This is a genomic window from Rhizobium sp. 10N414, assembly GCF_056394785.1.
Genome location: NZ_JBFTIN010000004.1, coordinates 86,505 through 104,163, shown reverse-complemented (window position 1 = coordinate 104,163; position 17,659 = coordinate 86,505). Strand labels below are relative to the sequence as shown.

At 57.5% G+C, this 17,659-nt stretch carries 17 protein-coding genes and 1 tRNA gene; 15 read left to right on the top strand and 3 right to left on the bottom strand.

Annotation, left to right across the window (positions count from 1 at the left end):
* A complete protein-coding gene (gene cobM, locus AC1DE4_RS06635; RefSeq protein ID WP_477880619.1) occupies positions 1 to 762 on the top strand; it encodes a precorrin-4 C(11)-methyltransferase in 762 nt (253 codons plus the stop codon).
* Positions 763 to 780: 18 nt separating this feature from the next.
* Here cobM and AC1DE4_RS06630 read toward each other — a convergent pair whose 3' ends face one another.
* Positions 781 to 1,593 carry a TIM barrel protein gene (locus tag AC1DE4_RS06630; protein ID WP_477880617.1) on the bottom strand — a complete coding sequence of 271 codons (813 nt, stop codon included), beginning with the start codon at positions 1,591 to 1,593 and terminating at the stop codon, positions 781 to 783.
* 699 nt (positions 1,594 to 2,292) lie between these two features.
* On the opposite strand from AC1DE4_RS06630, the gene AC1DE4_RS06625 reads away from it, so the two are divergent.
* Positions 2,293 to 3,075, top strand: a complete 783-nt coding sequence (locus AC1DE4_RS06625; RefSeq protein ID WP_477880615.1) for a LuxR C-terminal-related transcriptional regulator — start codon at positions 2,293 to 2,295, stop codon at positions 3,073 to 3,075.
* A gap of 172 nt (positions 3,076 to 3,247) precedes the next feature.
* Here the strand turns inward: AC1DE4_RS06625 and olsE are convergent, their stop codons facing one another.
* Complete coding sequence (gene olsE / locus AC1DE4_RS06620; RefSeq protein ID WP_477880613.1) at positions 3,248 to 4,201, bottom strand: ornithine lipid hydroxylase OlsE; 954 nt, start codon at positions 4,199 to 4,201, stop codon at positions 3,248 to 3,250.
* Positions 4,202 to 4,431: 230 nt separating this feature from the next.
* On the opposite strand from olsE, the gene AC1DE4_RS06615 reads away from it, so the two are divergent.
* The 11 genes from AC1DE4_RS06615 to AC1DE4_RS06565 all read left to right on the top strand — a co-directional run bounded on the left by AC1DE4_RS06615 (position 4,432) and on the right by AC1DE4_RS06565 (position 15,512).
* Positions 4,432 to 5,334, top strand: a complete 903-nt coding sequence (locus AC1DE4_RS06615; protein ID WP_477880611.1) for a DMT family transporter — start codon at positions 4,432 to 4,434, stop codon at positions 5,332 to 5,334.
* A gap of 308 nt (positions 5,335 to 5,642) precedes the next feature.
* A complete protein-coding gene (locus AC1DE4_RS06610; protein ID WP_477880610.1) occupies positions 5,643 to 6,392 on the top strand; it encodes a GntR family transcriptional regulator in 750 nt (249 codons plus the stop codon).
* Between the two features lie 68 nt (positions 6,393 to 6,460).
* Positions 6,461 to 7,978: a putative N-acetylmannosamine-6-phosphate 2-epimerase gene (locus tag AC1DE4_RS06605; RefSeq protein ID WP_477880608.1), complete on the top strand. Its 1,518-nt coding sequence runs from the start codon at positions 6,461 to 6,463 to the stop codon at positions 7,976 to 7,978.
* A gap of 45 nt (positions 7,979 to 8,023) precedes the next feature.
* A complete protein-coding gene (locus tag AC1DE4_RS06600) occupies positions 8,024 to 9,355 on the top strand; it encodes an extracellular solute-binding protein (RefSeq protein ID WP_477880606.1) in 1,332 nt (443 codons plus the stop codon).
* A 52-nt stretch (positions 9,356 to 9,407) separates the two neighbouring features.
* Positions 9,408 to 10,274: a carbohydrate ABC transporter permease gene (locus AC1DE4_RS06595; RefSeq protein ID WP_477880604.1), complete on the top strand. Its 867-nt coding sequence runs from the start codon at positions 9,408 to 9,410 to the stop codon at positions 10,272 to 10,274.
* 2 nt (positions 10,275 to 10,276) lie between these two features.
* Complete coding sequence (locus AC1DE4_RS06590) at positions 10,277 to 11,098, top strand: carbohydrate ABC transporter permease (protein WP_477880602.1); 822 nt, start codon at positions 10,277 to 10,279, stop codon at positions 11,096 to 11,098.
* A 104-nt stretch (positions 11,099 to 11,202) separates the two neighbouring features.
* Positions 11,203 to 11,574 carry a hypothetical protein gene (locus tag AC1DE4_RS06585; protein WP_113113174.1) on the top strand — a complete coding sequence of 124 codons (372 nt, stop codon included), beginning with the start codon at positions 11,203 to 11,205 and terminating at the stop codon, positions 11,572 to 11,574.
* 381 nt (positions 11,575 to 11,955) lie between these two features.
* Positions 11,956 to 13,395, top strand: a complete 1,440-nt coding sequence (locus tag AC1DE4_RS06580; protein WP_477880600.1) for an exopolysaccharide biosynthesis polyprenyl glycosylphosphotransferase — start codon at positions 11,956 to 11,958, stop codon at positions 13,393 to 13,395.
* 314 nt (positions 13,396 to 13,709) lie between these two features.
* Positions 13,710 to 14,081: a VanZ family protein gene (locus AC1DE4_RS06575; RefSeq protein WP_477880598.1), complete on the top strand. Its 372-nt coding sequence runs from the start codon at positions 13,710 to 13,712 to the stop codon at positions 14,079 to 14,081.
* A gap of 106 nt (positions 14,082 to 14,187) precedes the next feature.
* Positions 14,188 to 15,225: a LacI family DNA-binding transcriptional regulator gene (locus tag AC1DE4_RS06570; RefSeq protein ID WP_477880596.1), complete on the top strand. Its 1,038-nt coding sequence runs from the start codon at positions 14,188 to 14,190 to the stop codon at positions 15,223 to 15,225.
* A 211-nt stretch (positions 15,226 to 15,436) separates the two neighbouring features.
* A tRNA-Val gene (locus AC1DE4_RS06565) sits at positions 15,437 to 15,512 on the top strand.
* 209 nt (positions 15,513 to 15,721) lie between these two features.
* Here the strand turns inward: AC1DE4_RS06565 and AC1DE4_RS06560 are convergent.
* Positions 15,722 to 15,949 (bottom strand): hypothetical protein, encoded by a 228-nt coding sequence (locus tag AC1DE4_RS06560; RefSeq protein WP_477880594.1) that lies wholly within the window; start codon positions 15,947 to 15,949, stop codon positions 15,722 to 15,724.
* A 287-nt stretch (positions 15,950 to 16,236) separates the two neighbouring features.
* Between AC1DE4_RS06560 and AC1DE4_RS06555 the strand changes: the two genes are divergently transcribed.
* Together AC1DE4_RS06555 and AC1DE4_RS06550 are read left to right on the top strand one after the other, a co-directional pair.
* Positions 16,237 to 16,515: a type II toxin-antitoxin system TacA family antitoxin gene (locus AC1DE4_RS06555; RefSeq protein WP_477880592.1), complete on the top strand. Its 279-nt coding sequence runs from the start codon at positions 16,237 to 16,239 to the stop codon at positions 16,513 to 16,515.
* The gene (locus AC1DE4_RS06550; protein ID WP_477880590.1) at positions 16,512 to 17,039 is read left to right on the top strand and encodes a GNAT family N-acetyltransferase; all 528 of its coding nucleotides are present in this window, start codon (positions 16,512 to 16,514) and stop codon (positions 17,037 to 17,039) included. Before AC1DE4_RS06555 ends, AC1DE4_RS06550 begins: the two co-directional genes overlap by 4 nt.
* Positions 17,040 to 17,659: the final 620 nt, after the last annotated feature.

The following is a 17,659-nucleotide window of genomic DNA, read 5'->3' as shown; positions in this document are numbered from 1 at the left end:
ATGACGACAGTGCATTTCATCGGCGCGGGGCCGGGGGCAGCGGACCTGATTACGGTGCGCGGCCGTGACCTCATCGCCAAATGCCCAGTTTGTCTCTACGCGGGTTCGATCGTCTCCCCGGAATTATTGCAATATTGCCCGCCCGGCGCACGCATCATCGATACGGCACCGATGTCGCTTGATGAAATCGAGGCCGAATACCTGCGGGCCGCCGCAGCCGGGGAGGATGTTGCGCGATTGCATTCGGGCGATCTTTCCGTCTGGAGCGCCGTTGCCGAACAGATCCGCCGGCTGGAAAAGCACAGCATCGGCTATACGATGACGCCTGGCGTGCCTGCCTTTGCGGCGGCAGCGGCAAGCCTTGGCAGGGAACTGACCATTCCAGCAGTAGCGCAGAGCCTCGTGCTTACGCGTGTCTCCGGCCGCGCATCGCCGATGCCCAACGAGGAAACTCTGGCGAAATTCGGAGCGACGGGCTCGACGCTGGCCATCCACCTGGCCATTCATGCATTGGAGCAGGTTGTTGCCGAACTGACACCGCTCTACGGCGCTGACTGCCCGGTTGCGATCGTCGCCAAGGCGTCCTGGCCAGATGAGAGGATCGTCCGGGGGACGCTTGGTGACATCGAGGAAAAGCTGGCCGCCGCGCCCATCGAGCGAACGGCGATCATCTTCGTCGGCCAGACGCTTGCTGCCAGCGGCTTTCGCGAGAGCTCGCTCTATGATGCGTCCTACCAGCGGCGCTTTCGCGGCCGGGAGTAGGGGAGGGGACTGCGCGCCTCAGACCTCGGCGGAAAGGTAGTCCATGCTCGCCCGCAGCGCCTTTGCCGGATCTTTGAGGTCATGGACCGTAGCCGCGAACGGTTCGAAGGAAAACGGTCCGGCGTAGCCCGCCTTTATGAGGGCACGCATTTGCCCGGCATTGTCCAGACGATCATCCGCCGACACCAGAACACGGTGGGGATCGCGCATCTCCGCGATCGAGACGGCAGGATCGCTGACACCGGAAATATGAACCAGCCCGGTCAAGTCAGCGAAGAGTTGTTCTTCGCCGGCGAGGTGATGATGGAAGGTGTCATGAACCAACTTGAACGTGGACCGTCCAGCCACCGCGTCGATTGCCTCAACAGCCTCCGCCTTTGACCGGAGCGAACAGATCTCGAAGCCGAGTGGTTCGACAAGTCCTATGATCCCGGCGGTATGGAGCATCGGCTTCAATGCAGCCAGCGACTGGCGGAGATTTTCCTGCCGCTCGCCATCGGCACGACCGGTGCCATCGTTTTTCGGGACAAGGACAAGTGCACGCGCGCCGCAAGCCTTGGCATAGTCGATCAGTTCTCGGGCTTCGCCCGCACGGGTGGCGTTCCACTCGTTGAAGCGCTGCAGCGCATTGATCGAGAGGATGGTCAGACCGTGGTGCTCGGCGGCCTGGGAAACAGTCTCCGGCAACGTCCCATCGATGATCGCATTGCCCGCAAGATCGTTGCGGATCTCAACCGCATCAATGCCAAGCGACGTCGCCAACGCAAAGAAATCTTCGATCGGCAGCGATGGGGCTGCCATGTGGTTGAGGGCAAAACGAACTGGCGGCATTTCCTGGTCTCCTCCTAAACCTTGGTATTCACGGCAGGTGTTAGGCACCTCTCTACCCCAATCGGCTTCCTGATCCATCCACGCCGAGCAGCGAGGCCCTTTCATTCGTGACAGAAAATAGGCCAGCCATGAGAGATACCCCTCATGGCGAGGCAATCACGGCAGCTCAGGAATAATATCGGTCGGGAGCGCGCAACGAACGCCATATAAGAATAGTAGAGCAACCTCTGTATATTCGTCGATTGCAGGAAAACTAAACAGTTACTTAGGCACAACCAACGGCGTTAGAAATGTATAAAATGCGATTTTCGGGCGTATTTTTGGTTAATAACGATCCAGCCTGTAACATAATTCAGGATTTTTATTCTAACGCCATTCAGAGGAGATGGGCTTTTAATACTGCGTTTTTCCTTTGGTGAAACTGAATTTCAAGATTTAACAAAGACAGGTATAAATTTGTATGTGCGCCTTTCGTGCGTTAACCTTTGGAAATATTTTTGTATTGCTTATTAGCATGTATGTATGTAGCTTCTTGATAAAGTAGAAATTCGACATCCACAAAATAGTTGTTGGGCGCAAGTTGGATCTCTACTTTATGCATACTAAAGGGGATCATCACAGCGTTCAGGGGACCGTCGCAAAGTATTGCGTATACTTGATGCGTACCGTCCCCCAGCACTAAAGGGTATGAGGGCTAGTATGAATTACGTACCTTCGGAATTCGAAAATGGCAAAATCGCATTGAACAGGCTCCGGCCTGTACCGACACTCTCCAAGGCAAGCACCGAATTCGAGCATACTGAAAGGGAGCACGGCGATGACCTGTGCCTGCTGATTATCGACGCCAGAACGCTCGAACGCGAATGCCTTGCGACGACCTTGAAAGCGAACGGCCTTAGCATGGCTGCTATTGCCGTCGGCTCCATCGCAGAGTGGCAGCGCAAGAAGAATACGAACCGACCCGTCGGCGCGGTCCTTCTCAACATTGCCGGCCGGAAGGCCGATGATGCCGCCCTGTCCGAAGAAATCGCGGCTATCACCTCAGAGCTTGCGCCGGCTCCGGTCGTTATCCTGGCCGATGGCGATGACCTCAACCAAACCTTGAAGATGCTCCAATGCGGCGCGCGCGGTTTCATACCGACGTCCGTCGGAATTGAAGTGTGCGTTGAGGCAATTGCTCTTGCGGTTGCAGGCGGCACCTTCATCCTCGCGGGCAACAGCTTTTCTCCGTCTGCAGCAGAAACTGCCTCGATCGACATGAGCCAGAAGCCGCAGCGGCCGAACGAGCTCACGCGCATATTTACGCTGAGGCAAGCCGAGGTCGTACAAGCACTTCGCAAGGGAAAGGCGAACAAGATCATCGCCTATGAACTCAATCTGCGCGAAAGCACTGTGAAGGTTCACATCCGCAACATCATGAAGAAGCTGAAGGCAACGAACCGAACGGAAGTTGCTTATAAGCTGAATGATATGTTTCAGTAGCGATAGAGGCTGGGCGACCTCGACCGAGCAATTCTTGCCTCTCGTATCTCCCAGTACATAGGCTCTACGTCTCGACAGATGGCGCTCAGCAAATGGCTGAGCGCCCCTGCAAATACCTTGTCCCACCTCATTCATAGCAAAAGCCGGAAATGCCGGCACTTGCCGGTGGATATCAGGCTTCAGCCCGTTCCTTTTCAGGCGTGGCGCTCATCTGTGGCTCTACACGACGCCCCAGAATCTGCCTGAATCCCTTTGCCGAAAACGGCTGCACAAGCTGAGCCAGGAAACCCTCGGCGACCCTTCCACTGATTCCGATCTCTGCAGGCGGCCTGCGCGCGGGATTGAAATAAGTGCCGAATATCTGATCCCACAGTACAAGGTTTTCGCCGTAGTTGGTGTTGCCCTCAGCCAACACCCTGGAGTGATGCCATCGATGCAATCGGGGTGTGCTGAAAATCCGGTCGAGCGGACCTGTCCTGACATCGATGTTGCAGTGGGTGAGAAGGCCGATGAAGGCTGTTACGGCACTGGTCCAGAGAAAGACCGGCAAGGGCGCGCCCAAGAGATAGAGTGGGATCTGGCTAAGCGCGATCTTGAAGAGCGAATCGACAACGTGAAAGCGGCCGGTATTGACGACCCACAGGCGCTCGACGCTGTGATGCAGGGCATGAAACCGCCACAGCGAAAGAAACTCGTGCGCGGCGCGGTGCGCAACGTAGAGACCGAACTCAGCGATGATCAAGCCCAGCACGACCTGAAAGGCGACAGGCCAGTGATCCGGCCAAATTGATGTTGGCGATGTGACCGCCGGCTGTACCACGGTGGCAATCGCCATCGGGGCGGACGCGCCGATCGCCGCGGCAAGCTGCACGCCCCCCTTTGTCAGGAGCGTATGTGCGATGTCGTTGAATGTTTCGCCATCATGCTTCAGCCATTCCTGTTCATAAGGCATCAGCCGCTCGAACCCTGCGATCGCGGCCACGATCGTCAGATAGACGACGTTGAACCACAACAGCAGTGCCTCTGTGTGAAAAGCCCAACCCGCCCCGATCAATCCAGCCGCAAAAAGTGCGGGCCATAATGCCCACGACGCCGCCAAGTAAAGCGCCGACTTGCCTTCATTCATCACACGCACCCTTCTGCCTTGCGTCAGACGGCGCATGATACACCGCAGTTGCGCCCGCGAGGCAAGGCCCGATGCGAGGTTCTTCCCACATCAGGCAGTGCGTCAGTGAATCGAGGAAGGGCCACGACGGCATAGACCGACGCAGCTTTGCATTATGATTTCTTGCGATTGTCACGAGGCGAGCTTCTTGATAGGCGTCACGCACAAGACGTAACTCCCGCCGCAGGCCAATGCTCCAACGATCCCCTGACCACGCCCCGAGCCCGCTCGTCGGAATTGCGCTCGCATGTTCGGGTTATTCTCTTTTTGCCATCCAGGACGCAGTCGTGAAGTGGCTCGTGGYGGACTACGCTGTTCCGCAGATCCTCTTCATGCGCAGCATCATGATTGTTGTTGTCGCCGGCATCATGGTCCGCCGGCTGCGCCATCCGTCAATACTCAAGAGCCCACATCGGAAATCGCTGCTGTTGCGGGCGGGGCTCATGCTTTCGGCATGGATGGCCTACTATTCAGCCGCACGCCATCTCGGTCTCGCCGAGATCACGACGATGTATTTCTCAGCACCCATCATGGTCGTGGTGCTGTCGATCTTCATTCTCAAGGAAAATGTCGGGCCAATGCGCTGGCTCGCCTGCATCGGCGGGTTCGCCGGCGTGCTGCTTGCCGCCAATCCGGCAGAAGCGCCAAGTCTCCTGCCGGCGGGGTTGGTCATCTTCGCAGGCTTCTGCTGGGCGTGGAGCACCGTCCTCGTTCGTCTCGTCAGCCGCACTGAAAGCACGCTGAACCAGATGATGGCAACCAGTTTCCTGTTCGTTGTCGCCTGCGGCGCGATGCTGCCATGGCTTTGGAAGACGCCGGATCTGTTCGGTTGGACATTGATGATCGGTCTCGGCATTGTCGCTGCAGCCGGCCAGTATCTGCTCTATGAGGGCTTCCGCCATGCCCCGGCATCAACGCTTGCGCCGATGGAATATAGCGGCCTCGTCTGGGCTTTTCTCTACGGTTATCTGATCTGGTCGGAAGTCCCGACCGTCAATGTCGTGGCAGGCGCAGTCCTCATCGTCGCCTCCAGCCTCATGCTTGTATGGTGGGAGCGCCGACAGGTGCTCTCTGCCCGCCGCCTGACGGCATAGATCATAGCCGCGCTGTCATTGTAGGCTTCTGCGCACCTGCCTCGTTCGCCATTCGCGTATCTGGACTGGCAGAGACAAGCTATTTTCGAGCCACTGCGTCAGGACGGTCAATAGCCGGGCGATCCGCCGCAGCAACGGGCACCGGTCGCAATCACCCTTCTGCCTCAGGCGGGGCTTCCGGAGAACCTTAAGAGGTGCAGCGCCATCATGCATTCGAGAGCAATTGCATGACCGGCATAATACCAGTATAGCTCCAGATGGCGATTTCCAAGAATCTTTTTGGCAATCGATCTGTTACAGGGACAGGCATGCCGGATATGAGCTTGATCGAACTCGTCAGCAAGGAACTGAGCCTGACGGCCCCCGATGTGCCGCTTTACAAGCGGCTCAAATCGGCCCTTGAAGCTGCCATTCGCTCCAATGCCGTGAAGGCCGGCGCCGTTCTGCCTGGCGAGCGGGTACTTGCCGAGAGCCTGTCACTCTCACGTGTGACGGTTCGCAAAGCCCTGGCACTGCTCGAGGAGGAGGGTCTTCTCAATCGCCGCCACGGCTTCAAGACGGAGGTCGGATCGCGCGTCGAGAAGTCGATGTCAACCTTGACGAGTTTTTCGGAAGACATTCGCGCTCGCGGCATGGTGGCGGGATGTGTCTGGATTTCCAAGCACATAAGCCGACCTTCGCCAACGGAGATGATGGCGCTCGGGCTGTCAGCCAATGCAAATGTAATCCGCATGAAACGCGTCCGCACAGCGGATGGCACACCTATAGCGGTCGAAACGTCAACCGTGCCGACGCGCTTTCTTCCCTCGCCCGATCTGGTCCGGGATTCACTATACGAAGCGCTTGAGACGCGTGGCTTCATGCCGCAACGGGCAATCCAGCGCATGCGTTCGAGAGCAGCAACCAGCGAAGATGCGCGCCATCTTCATTGCGAGGTGGGTGCACCACTCTTGATGACCGAAAGACGGTGCTTCCTGCCTGACGAGCAGATCGTGGAATACTGCGAGACACGCTACAAAGGTGACGTCTACGACTTCGTCTTCGAGCTTCAGCGATAAGACCAGATACAAACTGGTTGTAATCTGGTATTTTCCTTTTATCGTGATACCGAAATGGAGTGTCACGAGTGCAACGGGAAGACATCAGGAATAGCCTTATCGTATCCTGCCAGCCGGTTCCCGGCGGGCCGATGGATCGTGCCGATTTCGTCGCTGGCTTTGCGAAAGCGGCACTGAACGCCGGTGCCAAGGCATTGAGGATCGAGTCGGTTGCGTATGTGAAAGCTGTTCGTCCCGTCGTTTCCGCTCCGATTGTCGGCATCGTCAAGAGAGACCTTCCAGACAGTCCGGTCCGCATTACACCTTTCGTCTCCGACGCCGAGGCGCTTGCCGATGCTGGTGCCGACGTCATCGCCTTTGACGCGACGGATCGGCCTCGCCCGGCTTCGGTGGAGGAACTGGTCCGCATCATCAAGGCGAGGGGCAAGCTGACGATGGCGGACTGCTCCTCTCTCGACGACGCCAAGCAGGCCCTTGCCGCAGGCGTCGATTTCGTTGGCACTACACTCTCAGGCTATGTTGGCGGACCGGAACCCGTGGACCCGGACATTGAGCTCATCGCGGCGATGCGACAGCTCACGCCCTATGTCATCGCCGAAGGTCGCATCCGTTCGCCGGAGCAGGCTCTGGCGGCCGCGCAAGCGGGGGCGTTTGCGGTCGTCGTTGGTTCTGCCATTACCCGCACCGAGCATGTGACCTCATGGTTCAATGAGGCGATCGACGAGGTCTATAATAGCGCAAACGGCGAAACCGTCCTCTCCATCGACATTGGCGGCACCAAGACGATGGCAGCACTCGTCAGCGGCAGTACAGTTCTGGAAGAGATCGTCGTTCCGACCGCGCGCGACGCTGGACCGGACGCCTGGCTCTCAAAGGTGGCCGAGAGCACCGCAAATTGGCGGAACCGATACGAACGGATCGGGATTGCAGTGACCGGCTTCATCGAAGGCGGCCACTGGTCGGCGCTCAATCCGGCAACGCTTTCAATTCCTGATCGCTACCCTCTGGTCGATCGCGTCGCTGCACTGTTTGGCAAGCCGACTTTTGCCGTCAATGATGCGCAGGCTGCAGCGTGGGGGGAGTACAGATTCGGGGCGGGGTCAGGTGATGATCTGGTCTTTCTGACAATCTCGACCGGTATCGGAGGAGGGGTTGTCATCAACGGCAAGCCGCTGACGGGGCTTGCCGGCCACTTTGGCCTGATCCGGTCACCATCGCAGGGGCAGGCTCCCTTCGAGGATCAGACGTCCGGCAGATGGATTGCGAGCGAGGCCCTGAAGACCGGCCACCCGATCGACGCCGTCGAGGTTTTTGAGCGCGCGCGCAACGGTGAAACGTGGGCAGCCGATATCATGTCCCTTTCGGCCAATCGCGCCGCGACGCTCTGCCGGGATATCCAGCTGATGTTCGATCCCGATGTGATCGTGATCGGCGGCGGCATCGGCCTGGCTGAAGGCTATCTCGATCTGATGCGCAGCCATCTGTCCGGCATGTCGCCTCGGTTCACTCCGCGTCTGGTGGCTGCAAAGCTCGGCCGCCGCGCCGGTATCATTGGCGCTGCAGATCTTGCTGGTGAGGGCAGGTAGCGGCGAGCGAATGGCATGAAACCTGACAAAAGAAAGGGAACGACGATGAAATCCATAACCAGGTCTCTTCCGGCACTGGCTGCGCTCCTTGCGAGCGTCGCACTGCCGGGCATGGCAAACGCGACTGTAACGGTGCTCGGCTGGCCCGGCGGCTCGGAGGAAACCGCGCTCAGAGCTACGGTCGAAGCCTATAATGCTAAGGCCGGCATCAGCGACGCCGACAAGGTGCAGTTGCTGTTCTTCAATCGCGATGGCTTCTTCGACAAGCTGCAGGCCGACATGGCCGCTGGCTCCGATGCCTTCGACGTCAATCTGGTTGCCACTTATTCGATCGGCCGTTACGCGCCTTACATGGAGCCTGTCGAACTGGGCTCGGACGCAGCAAAGGTGTTTGGTGAATCCGTCCTCAAGACGATGCAGTTCGATGGCAAGCAGTATGGCGTGCCGACAGACCTTTCCCTGCACTTCATGTACTATCGCAAGGATCTCATCGACGCCCTGATGAAGGACGAGGCGGCGAAGAAGGCCTACGGGGAAACCGCTCAGAAATTCCTCGGCAAGGAACTCCAGCCGAAGGACCCCGACAGCTGGACCTGGGACGATTGGGCAGCAACTGCGCTCTATTTCAGCAAGCAGGCGAATTCGGCAAGTCCCGTGCGCTACGGCACTGTCCTGCAGATGAAGAACCTGCTTTTCAACATGATGGTCTTCCAATCCCTGCCACGCTCCTATGGCGGCAACTGGATGGACAAGGACGGCAAGATCACGGTCGATTCCGATGCGTACAAAACCGGCCTCGAGCTCTACAAGAAGCTCTATGATGCAGGCGCTTCCCCGAAGGATTCGCTGAGCTACGAGTACGCCGAGACCAATGCCGCCTATGGCTCCGGCCAGGCTGCAACTGCGCTGCAATGGAATGCAGCAGCGGCCGATCTGACCAACGCTGAAAAGTCGCCGGCCGTTGCCGGAGTGACCGGCATCGTCGCGCCGCCCGCTGGCCCCGACGGCCGCGCCGATCACATCCACGGCCTCGGGCTTGGCCTTAACAAGAATGCCAAGAACAAGGAAGGTGCGACCAAGTTCCTGAAATGGCTGGCAAGCGAGGATGCCGCACTTCTCTATGCCAAAAGCGGTGGTTCTCCGGCCCTTTCGCCCGAAGTCGTCGCCAAGGTCGCCAGCGAGCGTCCTGATCTCGTCAAACTCGGCGAATTCGCGAGCAAGTATGGCTATGTGATGAACGGCGCCACCTCCGCCAATGCCTTGTCGGTCTATGAACTTCAGGCAAAGGAATTCACGGGCTACTGGGCGGGCCAACAGGGCCTCGACGACGCGCTTGCCCATTTGAAGACGGGCATGCAGGATCTCCTGAAGAAGTAGGACGAGCCCGGCGTCAGGTTTCACCTGGCGCCGGCACACCCGGCGGACCATAATGGCTATTGTAAAACGTGCCGAAGGCAGAGCTTATCTCGCACCGCTTGTGGCATTCCTGCTTCTCTTTCTGGGCTTTCCCGCGCTCGTCAACCTCATCTACTCGGTCTCTACTGTCAGCTTCGAGAACCTGCGCAGTCCAAGCCTCAGCGGGCTTAGCAACTACGCATCAGTGCTGGTAGACCGAGAGTTCTGGCAGTCTGTATCTTTCTCGATGCGCTTTGGCATCCTGACCGCGCTTGCCGAATGCCTGATCGGCCTGTTCCTYGCGATCTTCCTTGCGCCACTGCTTGCGAAGCGATCGTTTCTGATGGCGCCGTTGATGCTGCCATTGATGGTCGCTCCCGCCATGATCGGCCTGATGTATCGGCTTGTGCTGCATGAGTTTGCCGGGCCGGTGCCCTATTATCTTTTCCTGTGGTTCGGTGACAGCCCGGCCTTCCTCGACATCAATAATGCCTTTCGCACGCTGATCGTCGTCGAAACGCTGCAGTGGACGCCGTTTGCCTTTCTGCTCTTTTATATGGCCTACGTTGCGATACCGCTCGATGTGCGGGAAGCGGCCGAGCTCGACGGCGCCCCCTGGTTCAAGATCCTGTGGTGGATCGAACTGCCGCTGATGCTTCCCACACTCGTCATCGCCTTCTTCATCCGCTTCATCGATGGCTTTCGCGTATTCGACAACGTTTATGCGCTGACCGGCAGTGGCGCCGGGGGATCAACGACATCGCTTTCGATCTACATCTACCAGGCGTTTTTCAAGGAGGGCGCCATCGGCAAGGCGGTTGCGGCATCCGTCATGCTGTTCGTCGCCTCGCTTGCGGTGCTCTATGGTCTCAACTGGCTTGCCGGTCGCAGGAGGAGATAGCGATGCTGAACACTGCTCGTTGGCTCGTCTTTGCAATTGCTACGCTCGCAATGAACTTTCCGGTCATCGTTACACTCGTCACCTCGTTGAAGAGCGCGAGTGAACTATCAATCAATCCCGGTCTCTGGATAAGCCAGCCGACACTTGAGAACTACCTTCAGGTTCTGACACACACGGATCGGTTCAACATTTACTCGTATCTCTTCAACAGTACGATTGCCTCGCTCATCGGAACGAGCCTTGCGATCCTTCTGGCCTTCCCGGCGGCCTATGCCATTGCTCGAAGCGAGGCGGGCAAGCGCACCCTGTTGCCTGTCATCATAAACCTGCGGGCCGTGCCACTGATCATTTTCGCGATCCCGCTTTATATGATGTATCAATGGCTTGGCCTCCTGGATACTCGGCTTGGGCTGGGCCTGATCTTGACGATTGTCAATACGCCACTTGCGCTCGTCATCATGGTCAATGCCATTTCCGACGTGCCCCTGGAACTTGACGAAGCAGCGAAGGTGGATGGTGCCAGCTCCTGGCAAGTGATGCTGATGATCATCCGGCCCGTCGTCAGGCCGGCATTGGTGACCACCTTCATCTTCGGCTTCATCACCGCCTGGAACGAGTTCCTGTTTGGCCTCATGCTGACGACCAGCCAGGCCGTTCCGATGACCGTCGGCGCCTCCTTCTTTTTTGCCGCCAGCGGAGGCGGGGTGCAGTGGGGAACCGCATCGGCCGTCATGATGCTCGGCGCGCTGCCGCCTGCGGTGCTCGGTCTCGTCATGTACAGGCAGATTTCCGGCTCAATGACCGCTGGCGCCGTGAAGGGGTAGGGACACCTGCAAGGCCCCAGGGTCTCTTCCGAAACCCGGATGAATCTTGTCGATCAGCGTTTGCTAATATACCTTTGCAGGGTTGGCAACGAAGGAGCCGGGCCATGCTGAGACTATCTCTTGTCGCCTCCGCCCTGCTGTCATTATCCGTGCTCAGCGCTTTCGGTGACAGCCCCTGGTATCGGATGGTTCCGGTACCAAATGCTCCAGGCTGCAAGGTTCTTGCCGACCCGGGCGGCCGGCCCATTCTGCAACGTTACGAAAAAGGCGGCACGCGCATGTATGGCATCGGTGGCAAGGCATGCCCGGAAAAATTCCCGGGCGAAGACTCCTTCAAGATTTCGATCGCACGGTCAATTACGACGGACGGGAATTTTGCGCGTATCACAACAAGGACACGCAAGCTGGTGGTCACCCGCGCGGGCACCGGCAGCAACTATCAGTTCGCCGTCAACAAGCTTGACGTACCGCGATAGGCAAGGCCGGCGGGTTGCCCAGCAAACTAAGTATTTTCAGGYTCGACGACGATCCCGGCACCAACGACTTGGCTTCCGCTCGGCAAACATGGCGCAGGTCGGCGACGAATTAGGCGCACCTAAAGCCGATCTCTCATAACCACAGGCGAAAGTGAGCCGATTGAAAACAACAGATCTGGATTAGCCGACTGGCGCAAATACAAATTAATAGAAACCCATTCGAAAAATACAATCTGTGCTGCGTATTACGAAACTATACTTTCCGTGCTTCGATATATATTCAGGCATTGTCTCAACGTTACGCAATAAGGCGTATCTGAGGATAATTGTTGGACACGTTTAACCCATGCTAACTATACGGCAGGGTTGAGGGTGTGCTTCATGACCATTCCAGTCGAACAGAACTGGGGCCCGCATCTTTCCGTCAAGAGCGACCGGAAATGGTTCGGCTTCCACAGCATCGCGATTACCTGCATCGCAGCGGCGTTCGATTTTGTCGTCCTCCTTGCGGCGAGCGCCGCAGGGCATTTGTTCTATGAGCAGATGACCTACGGCACCCTGGCTGACCCGTCACGCTACATCGGGATCGGTTTGCTTGTGGCAACGATTTTCGTACTGGCGATGTTCAGCGTCCACGCTTATCGACCAAGCGAAATGTTCTCCTTCCGTCGCCAATTGTTGCTGATCGTCGCGTTTCTCCCCGCCGCCCTGTTCTTCCTTTTCGCAGTCATCCTGTTCCTCAAGATCGACATGGCGATATCGCTGGGCGCAATCGCCACAAGTGCGGCCCTCTCTTTAAGCGGACTGACGGCGTTGCGGTTGTTCTGGTATCGCTACCTTAATAGGGCGATGGCGCGCGCGGTGTTCCCCACCCGTCGGGTCCTGCTTGTATGCCCAGGCGGGATGTCGACGGAACCGGTCGTTCAACGTGCAGCACTCAGCGGTCTCTCCGTAGAGCACACGATGCGAATTTCCGAAGGTGATCATTCGCTGGCTTCCACGAGCGACGCTTATGTGAAGAGCGGCATAGGCGATGTCGATGAGGTCTTGGTTGCCTGGAGTGACTACGGCAATTTGCGGGCGCTCGAGGAGTGTCTGAACACCCTGCGCCAGTTCTGTGTGCCGGTAAACGTCATGTTCGGCGGAGTGGTCGGTGATGTCGTCGAGGGCTTCGCGCAGACGGTCGGAGAACGGCGCGTATTTCAGACCCACCGCCCACCGCTCGAGCTTTACGAACGCGGGTTGAAGAGAGCGTTCGACATCGCCTTCTCGATAGGCGCGCTGGTGGTCATGTTCCCGATCTGCGCTGCGGTTGCCGTCGCCATCAAGCTCGACAGTCCGGGACCGATTTTCTTTGCGCAGTCCCGAAAAGGATATAACGGCCGGACTTTTCGTATCCTCAAGTTTCGTAGCATGTCTGTCATGGAAAATGCCGCCGACGTTCGTCAGGCGACACGCAATGATCCTCGCGTGACCCGCGTTGGCGGCTTCATTCGGTCAACGAGCCTGGATGAACTCCCTCAATTCTGGAACGTCCTTCAAGGTGACATGTCGGTGGTTGGCCCGCGTCCGCATGCGTTGGCGCACGATGACCTTTACGGAGCGCTTATTGCCCAATACGCGTCCCGCCGTCACGTCAAGCCGGGCCTGACAGGCTGGGCCCAGATCAACGGGTGCCGAGGCGAAACTCCGACCGTGGATCGCATGGCTGACCGCGTTCGCCACGACATCTGGTACATCAATAACTGGTCACTGTGGCTCGACGTGAAAATAGTCTTCATGACGATGGGCACTGTGATTGGCCGCCACAACGCCTACTAGCTCGTCAGCCTTTGCAAGTGTTTGCAAGGTGCGTACGCGATGCGTCCGTTTCGCCCACGGCTTTCCTGCACTCTCCGATTCTGCGCAATTCCTCTACAGATGACGGACGTCTACTGGCCCGAGAACGAGCGTACAGTCATCTGAATGACAACTCGCTGAATATTTGCTGGCGATGGGTGTGATGACTGCCTTTCACGAAAGGACGGTGCTCTTCAATAGATGCCGAAGGTTTTGCAGATGCACGGTATTCTTGAGGCTTTCGTTTTCTTCGCATAGCTGTAATTTGCACTTTCTTGCAAACCGGCGACGACAGGATGTCCGACGTGTCCGACCAAATTGCCAGCGGCCTGACCTTCGTCGTCGTTGCCCAAGCAATCGCATGGGTACTGCTTGTGTTCATCCTGTTAGTGACGATCGCTCCCATAAGGCTGCGTCCGCGGACGATCACTCACGTCAATCTTGACAGGAGCCTCGCTTTCGCGGCGATGGCCTTCTTCTTTGTGCTTGGCTATTCGCAGTCTCCGATGCTGATTGCGATCAGTTGCACTGTCGGCGCCGGCCTTTCGGAATTGCTACAAGTGTTTTCACCGTCACGACATGCGCGAATGCCCGACGCCTTGGCGAAATCCGTCGGAGCCGCCACCGGCGCTTTGGCAGCGATAGTAACTCTGTCGACCGCTGCCTGAGCAAGAATTGACGCTACGGCTGCGGTTGCAATCGCGCTTTCCGGAAACGTTTTTGTGTGGCAGATAGGGACCTGCCGCGTTCAATCCGGGAGGAAGATTGCCGCAAATGAAGGGAATTCGCCAACTCGCCAAGCATCTCGACATTTCGATCGGGACGGTTTCGCGTGCGCTGAACGACAGGCCTGACGTCAACGAGGAAACCCGCAAGCGCGTGCTCGCTGCGGCCGAGGAACTGGGTTATGTGGCAAACCAGTCCGGCCGGAGCCTCCGCCAGGGTACGACCAATGTCATCGGCCTGATGATCGAGTCCAGCAAGGAAACGGTCGAAAACAGCGACAACTTCTTCCTCGGCGTTACTGGTGGCCTGCAGAGTGTGCTGTCCCGTCACAAACTTGATCTGTTGATGTTGCCGTGCCCAAACGACGAGGATCCGCATGAATACCTCAAGCGCATGGTCGCGCGACGCATCGTCGATGCGATGATCATCTCGGCGACGCAGCGGGTCGACAAGCGCATCGATCTTCTGGTGAAGGCCAAGATCCCCTTCGTCGCGCTTGGCCGCAGCACCTCCGGCGGAAGCCACCCCTGGATCGATCTGGACTTCGAGGGTGTTGCAGCCTGCGCTGTCGATCGTCTCGTGTCGAAGGGACATCGCCGTATCGCGATCGCGGCTCCATCCAACGACATCAACCTCGGCTATATTTTCGTCGATGCCTATCGCCAATCACTGGAGCGCCACGGCATAGCCTATGATCCGTCGCTGGTGATCCGCGTCAAATCGAGCGAGCAGGGCGGCTATCAGGCCGGTCATGAGATGCTACGGCTCGACGGCAAGCCGACGGCCATCATTCTGATCTACGAGTTGATGGCGATTGGTCTCTACCGGCGCATGACCGAGGCTGGCATCATTCCTGGTCGAGATCTGGCCGTTATTGGCTTTCGTGAGGAACCTCGCGGAAAATTTCTGCAGCCATCGCTAACCTGCTTCCGCATGTCACTGCGCGATCTCGGCGTCGAACTCGCCGAGACCTTGCTCGCGACGATGCCGGCTTACGCCGAGCATTATCCCAGGGGTGCCCGCAACACGATCTGGCCCCTTGAGCTCGTCCCGGGCGAGAGCGACGCCTTTTCGCTGGAGGCATAGTCTCCAGCGTGGTCGGAAGGCCTGCTCATCGCTTTCCAGTGCAGGCGGTTTTTACCACCGCGCATCGGCCTGGTCGGCCCCTAGTGGTTCGAGCCCTGCAAAGCCCTTCCGAAAAAATAAAAAAATCTTCACAAACGCTCTTGCGGTTTCCCCGCGATCCGCATAAATCACGGCCACCGACGCGGCGGACCAAACGGGACCGATTTCGCGAGGGCGATTAGCTCAGTTGGTAGAGCGCCTCGTTTACACCGAGGATGTCGGGAGTTCGAGTCTCTCATCGCCCACCATTCCCTTTGAAATCAAGGCCTTGCACCTTGGATTTGGTCAGTGAGCCGTTCGAGGGAGACACATTGGTTTGCTCATTCCGGCCTATTTGCTGAAGTCGCGTAATGGTTTCTATTACCTGCGCTGGCCCCTCTCGCCTCATGATCCAGATAGGCGAAGAGGCGCTACGGCTGATCACGCCAAGAAGATTGGAACGATGATCATTGCGTTGTCAGCATTCTTCTAATTCGAACTCTCCAAAAAATTGCATGTCAACAAGGGCAAAGTCCCGTTCGCCGTTTTCTGCATCTTTGAGCGGCAGGGCGGTTCTTACAGAAGTTTCGCCACGCCAGTTTTTGGAATGGAACTGAAGCTCTTTCACTGGCTTGCATTCCGTTGTCGCGTTCAACACATTGAGCGTCAATTCAATCTCAATTCGCTGTGGCAAAAGTTCGATCAAGATCGAGTTACGTGTCCGTGGGCATCAAACACCTGCATGTAGAGTGTACCGATTTTGGGTTACCAAAGATGAATGCTGCTTGGGGCATAGCTTCGCACTAGTCTGGCGACACACGATGCGAAACCGGGTCGCGATATGCATTTGTAAAATGGTTCTTATCGAGCGTACCCTGCGTGGAAATTTCTAGTTTCACGAGTGCGAATCTCACGGCGTACACATTGAAGGCGTACAGCTTGACATGAAGCATCAATTCGCATACTCTTGAAGTAGTATGAATGGAGGCTTCTATGCCAAGAGCAGCAATCGAAGATAACGAGCGCATGAGCCTGCGTATTGCAGCGACAGCGAAGGCCAAGTTGCTGCGGGCAGCCACATTGAGCAATACCGACCTAACCAATTTCGTGACACAATCCGCACTACGAGAAGCAGAGGCGGTGATTGCCAAAGCCGAAGTCGTCAAGGTATCGGAACGGGACTACCTGCGCATCCTCAATCTACTGGAAAACCCACCCAAGCCGAATGCTAAGTTGCGTGCTGCTGTCGCAGCGTTGCCGGATACTCTATGAGCATTCCGCAATGGCATGAGGAACCGATCAAAAAATCTCATGATCGGGTTTCCTTTGATTGTGGCGATACGCAGATGAACGAGTTTCTGCAACGCTTTGCCCGACAGAGCCATGAGCAGAATGCAGCCAAGACCTTCTGTGCTGTCGACAATGCAATACCAAATCGCATCCTTGGTTTTTACACTATAGCGCCCTCGTCTGTAGCGCATGAGACCGTACCCGCATCAATGACGAGGGGACTGGCACGCCATGACGTACCCGGCTTCAAGCTTGCCCGTCTTGCAACAGACCGCGCCATGGCGGGGCAGGGATTGGGAGGACAACTTCTTGCCGCAGCAGCCTTGCGTTGCCTGCGCCTAGCCGGTGAAGGCGGTGGTATCCTGCTCATTATCGACGCAAAGAGCGAACGCGCCGCCAACTGGTACGCTTCTTTTGGAGCCGAACCGCTACAAGAAAAGCCGTTGACCCTCATCATGCCACTTGCAACCTTTGCTCCTGATTTTCGCGTCAAAGGGCTGCTGTAACGGGAGGCACGATTTGCACTCCTCAACGGATGCTCGCGCCCGTTGCGCGCTTCCCGGTCTTGTGCAATTACGCCTGTGCAGGGAAATGGACGTTCAGAAGGATAGAGAGTTCAGGGAGCTACGCGAAGGACCACAGCCGCTGGCCTTCAAGGATATCGTGGGCCTTGCGGGGCTGGCCTATCGTCGTCTTGTCGAACGGCGGACTGCTGAGCCTGGAGAGGAAAGCGTCTGGCGCTCTTGGCTCTCCTTGCAAGAGCGCATCTCTGCGGGCGACCGCGGGGCCTTGCAACAGTGGTACCGAGATACCGCTGACAATCTAGTCATGTAAAGCGGACGGCCTGCCGATGACGATAGCCGCGTTCGCCTGACAAACGGGTTGCACAAGGTCTTCACGCATGCCGGTGAGCAACTCTTAAAGACAGCGCAAGCAGACCACGCGCCGGAGCCCAATCGAGGCCCAGTCCCTCCCCCACCTATTCCAGACCACCTCACACCTACTGAACGTGCTGGCGAATTGACGTTCGAGGCGGTGATGCGGAAGTCGAGAAGCGGGCCTTAGGCAAGGACGCGGTGCCGATGAAGGGCGGGACAGAGCGCAAGTTCAGAGCAGCGGCTACTGC

Excerpts from the sequence above, each read along its gene's own strand:
- cobM (WP_477880619.1), top strand. The coding sequence starts at position 1 with ATGACGACAGTGCATTTCATCGGCGCGGGGCCGGGGGCAGCGGACCTG.
- AC1DE4_RS06630 (WP_477880617.1), bottom strand. The coding sequence starts at position 1,593 with ATGCCGCCAGTTCGTTTTGCCCTCAACCACATGGCAGCCCCATCGCTG.
- AC1DE4_RS06625 (WP_477880615.1), top strand. The coding sequence starts at position 2,293 with ATGAATTACGTACCTTCGGAATTCGAAAATGGCAAAATCGCATTGAAC.
- olsE (WP_477880613.1), bottom strand. The coding sequence starts at position 4,201 with ATGAATGAAGGCAAGTCGGCGCTTTACTTGGCGGCGTCGTGGGCATTA.
- AC1DE4_RS06610 (WP_477880610.1), top strand. The coding sequence starts at position 5,643 with ATGCCGGATATGAGCTTGATCGAACTCGTCAGCAAGGAACTGAGCCTG.
- AC1DE4_RS06600 (WP_477880606.1), top strand. The coding sequence starts at position 8,024 with ATGAAATCCATAACCAGGTCTCTTCCGGCACTGGCTGCGCTCCTTGCG.
- AC1DE4_RS06590 (WP_477880602.1), top strand. The coding sequence starts at position 10,277 with ATGCTGAACACTGCTCGTTGGCTCGTCTTTGCAATTGCTACGCTCGCA.
- AC1DE4_RS06585 (WP_113113174.1), top strand. The coding sequence starts at position 11,203 with ATGCTGAGACTATCTCTTGTCGCCTCCGCCCTGCTGTCATTATCCGTG.
- AC1DE4_RS06580 (WP_477880600.1), top strand. The coding sequence starts at position 11,956 with ATGACCATTCCAGTCGAACAGAACTGGGGCCCGCATCTTTCCGTCAAG.
- AC1DE4_RS06575 (WP_477880598.1), top strand. The coding sequence starts at position 13,710 with ATGTCCGACGTGTCCGACCAAATTGCCAGCGGCCTGACCTTCGTCGTC.
- AC1DE4_RS06570 (WP_477880596.1), top strand. The coding sequence starts at position 14,188 with ATGAAGGGAATTCGCCAACTCGCCAAGCATCTCGACATTTCGATCGGG.
- AC1DE4_RS06555 (WP_477880592.1), top strand. The coding sequence starts at position 16,237 with ATGCCAAGAGCAGCAATCGAAGATAACGAGCGCATGAGCCTGCGTATT.
- AC1DE4_RS06550 (WP_477880590.1), top strand. The coding sequence starts at position 16,512 with ATGAGCATTCCGCAATGGCATGAGGAACCGATCAAAAAATCTCATGAT.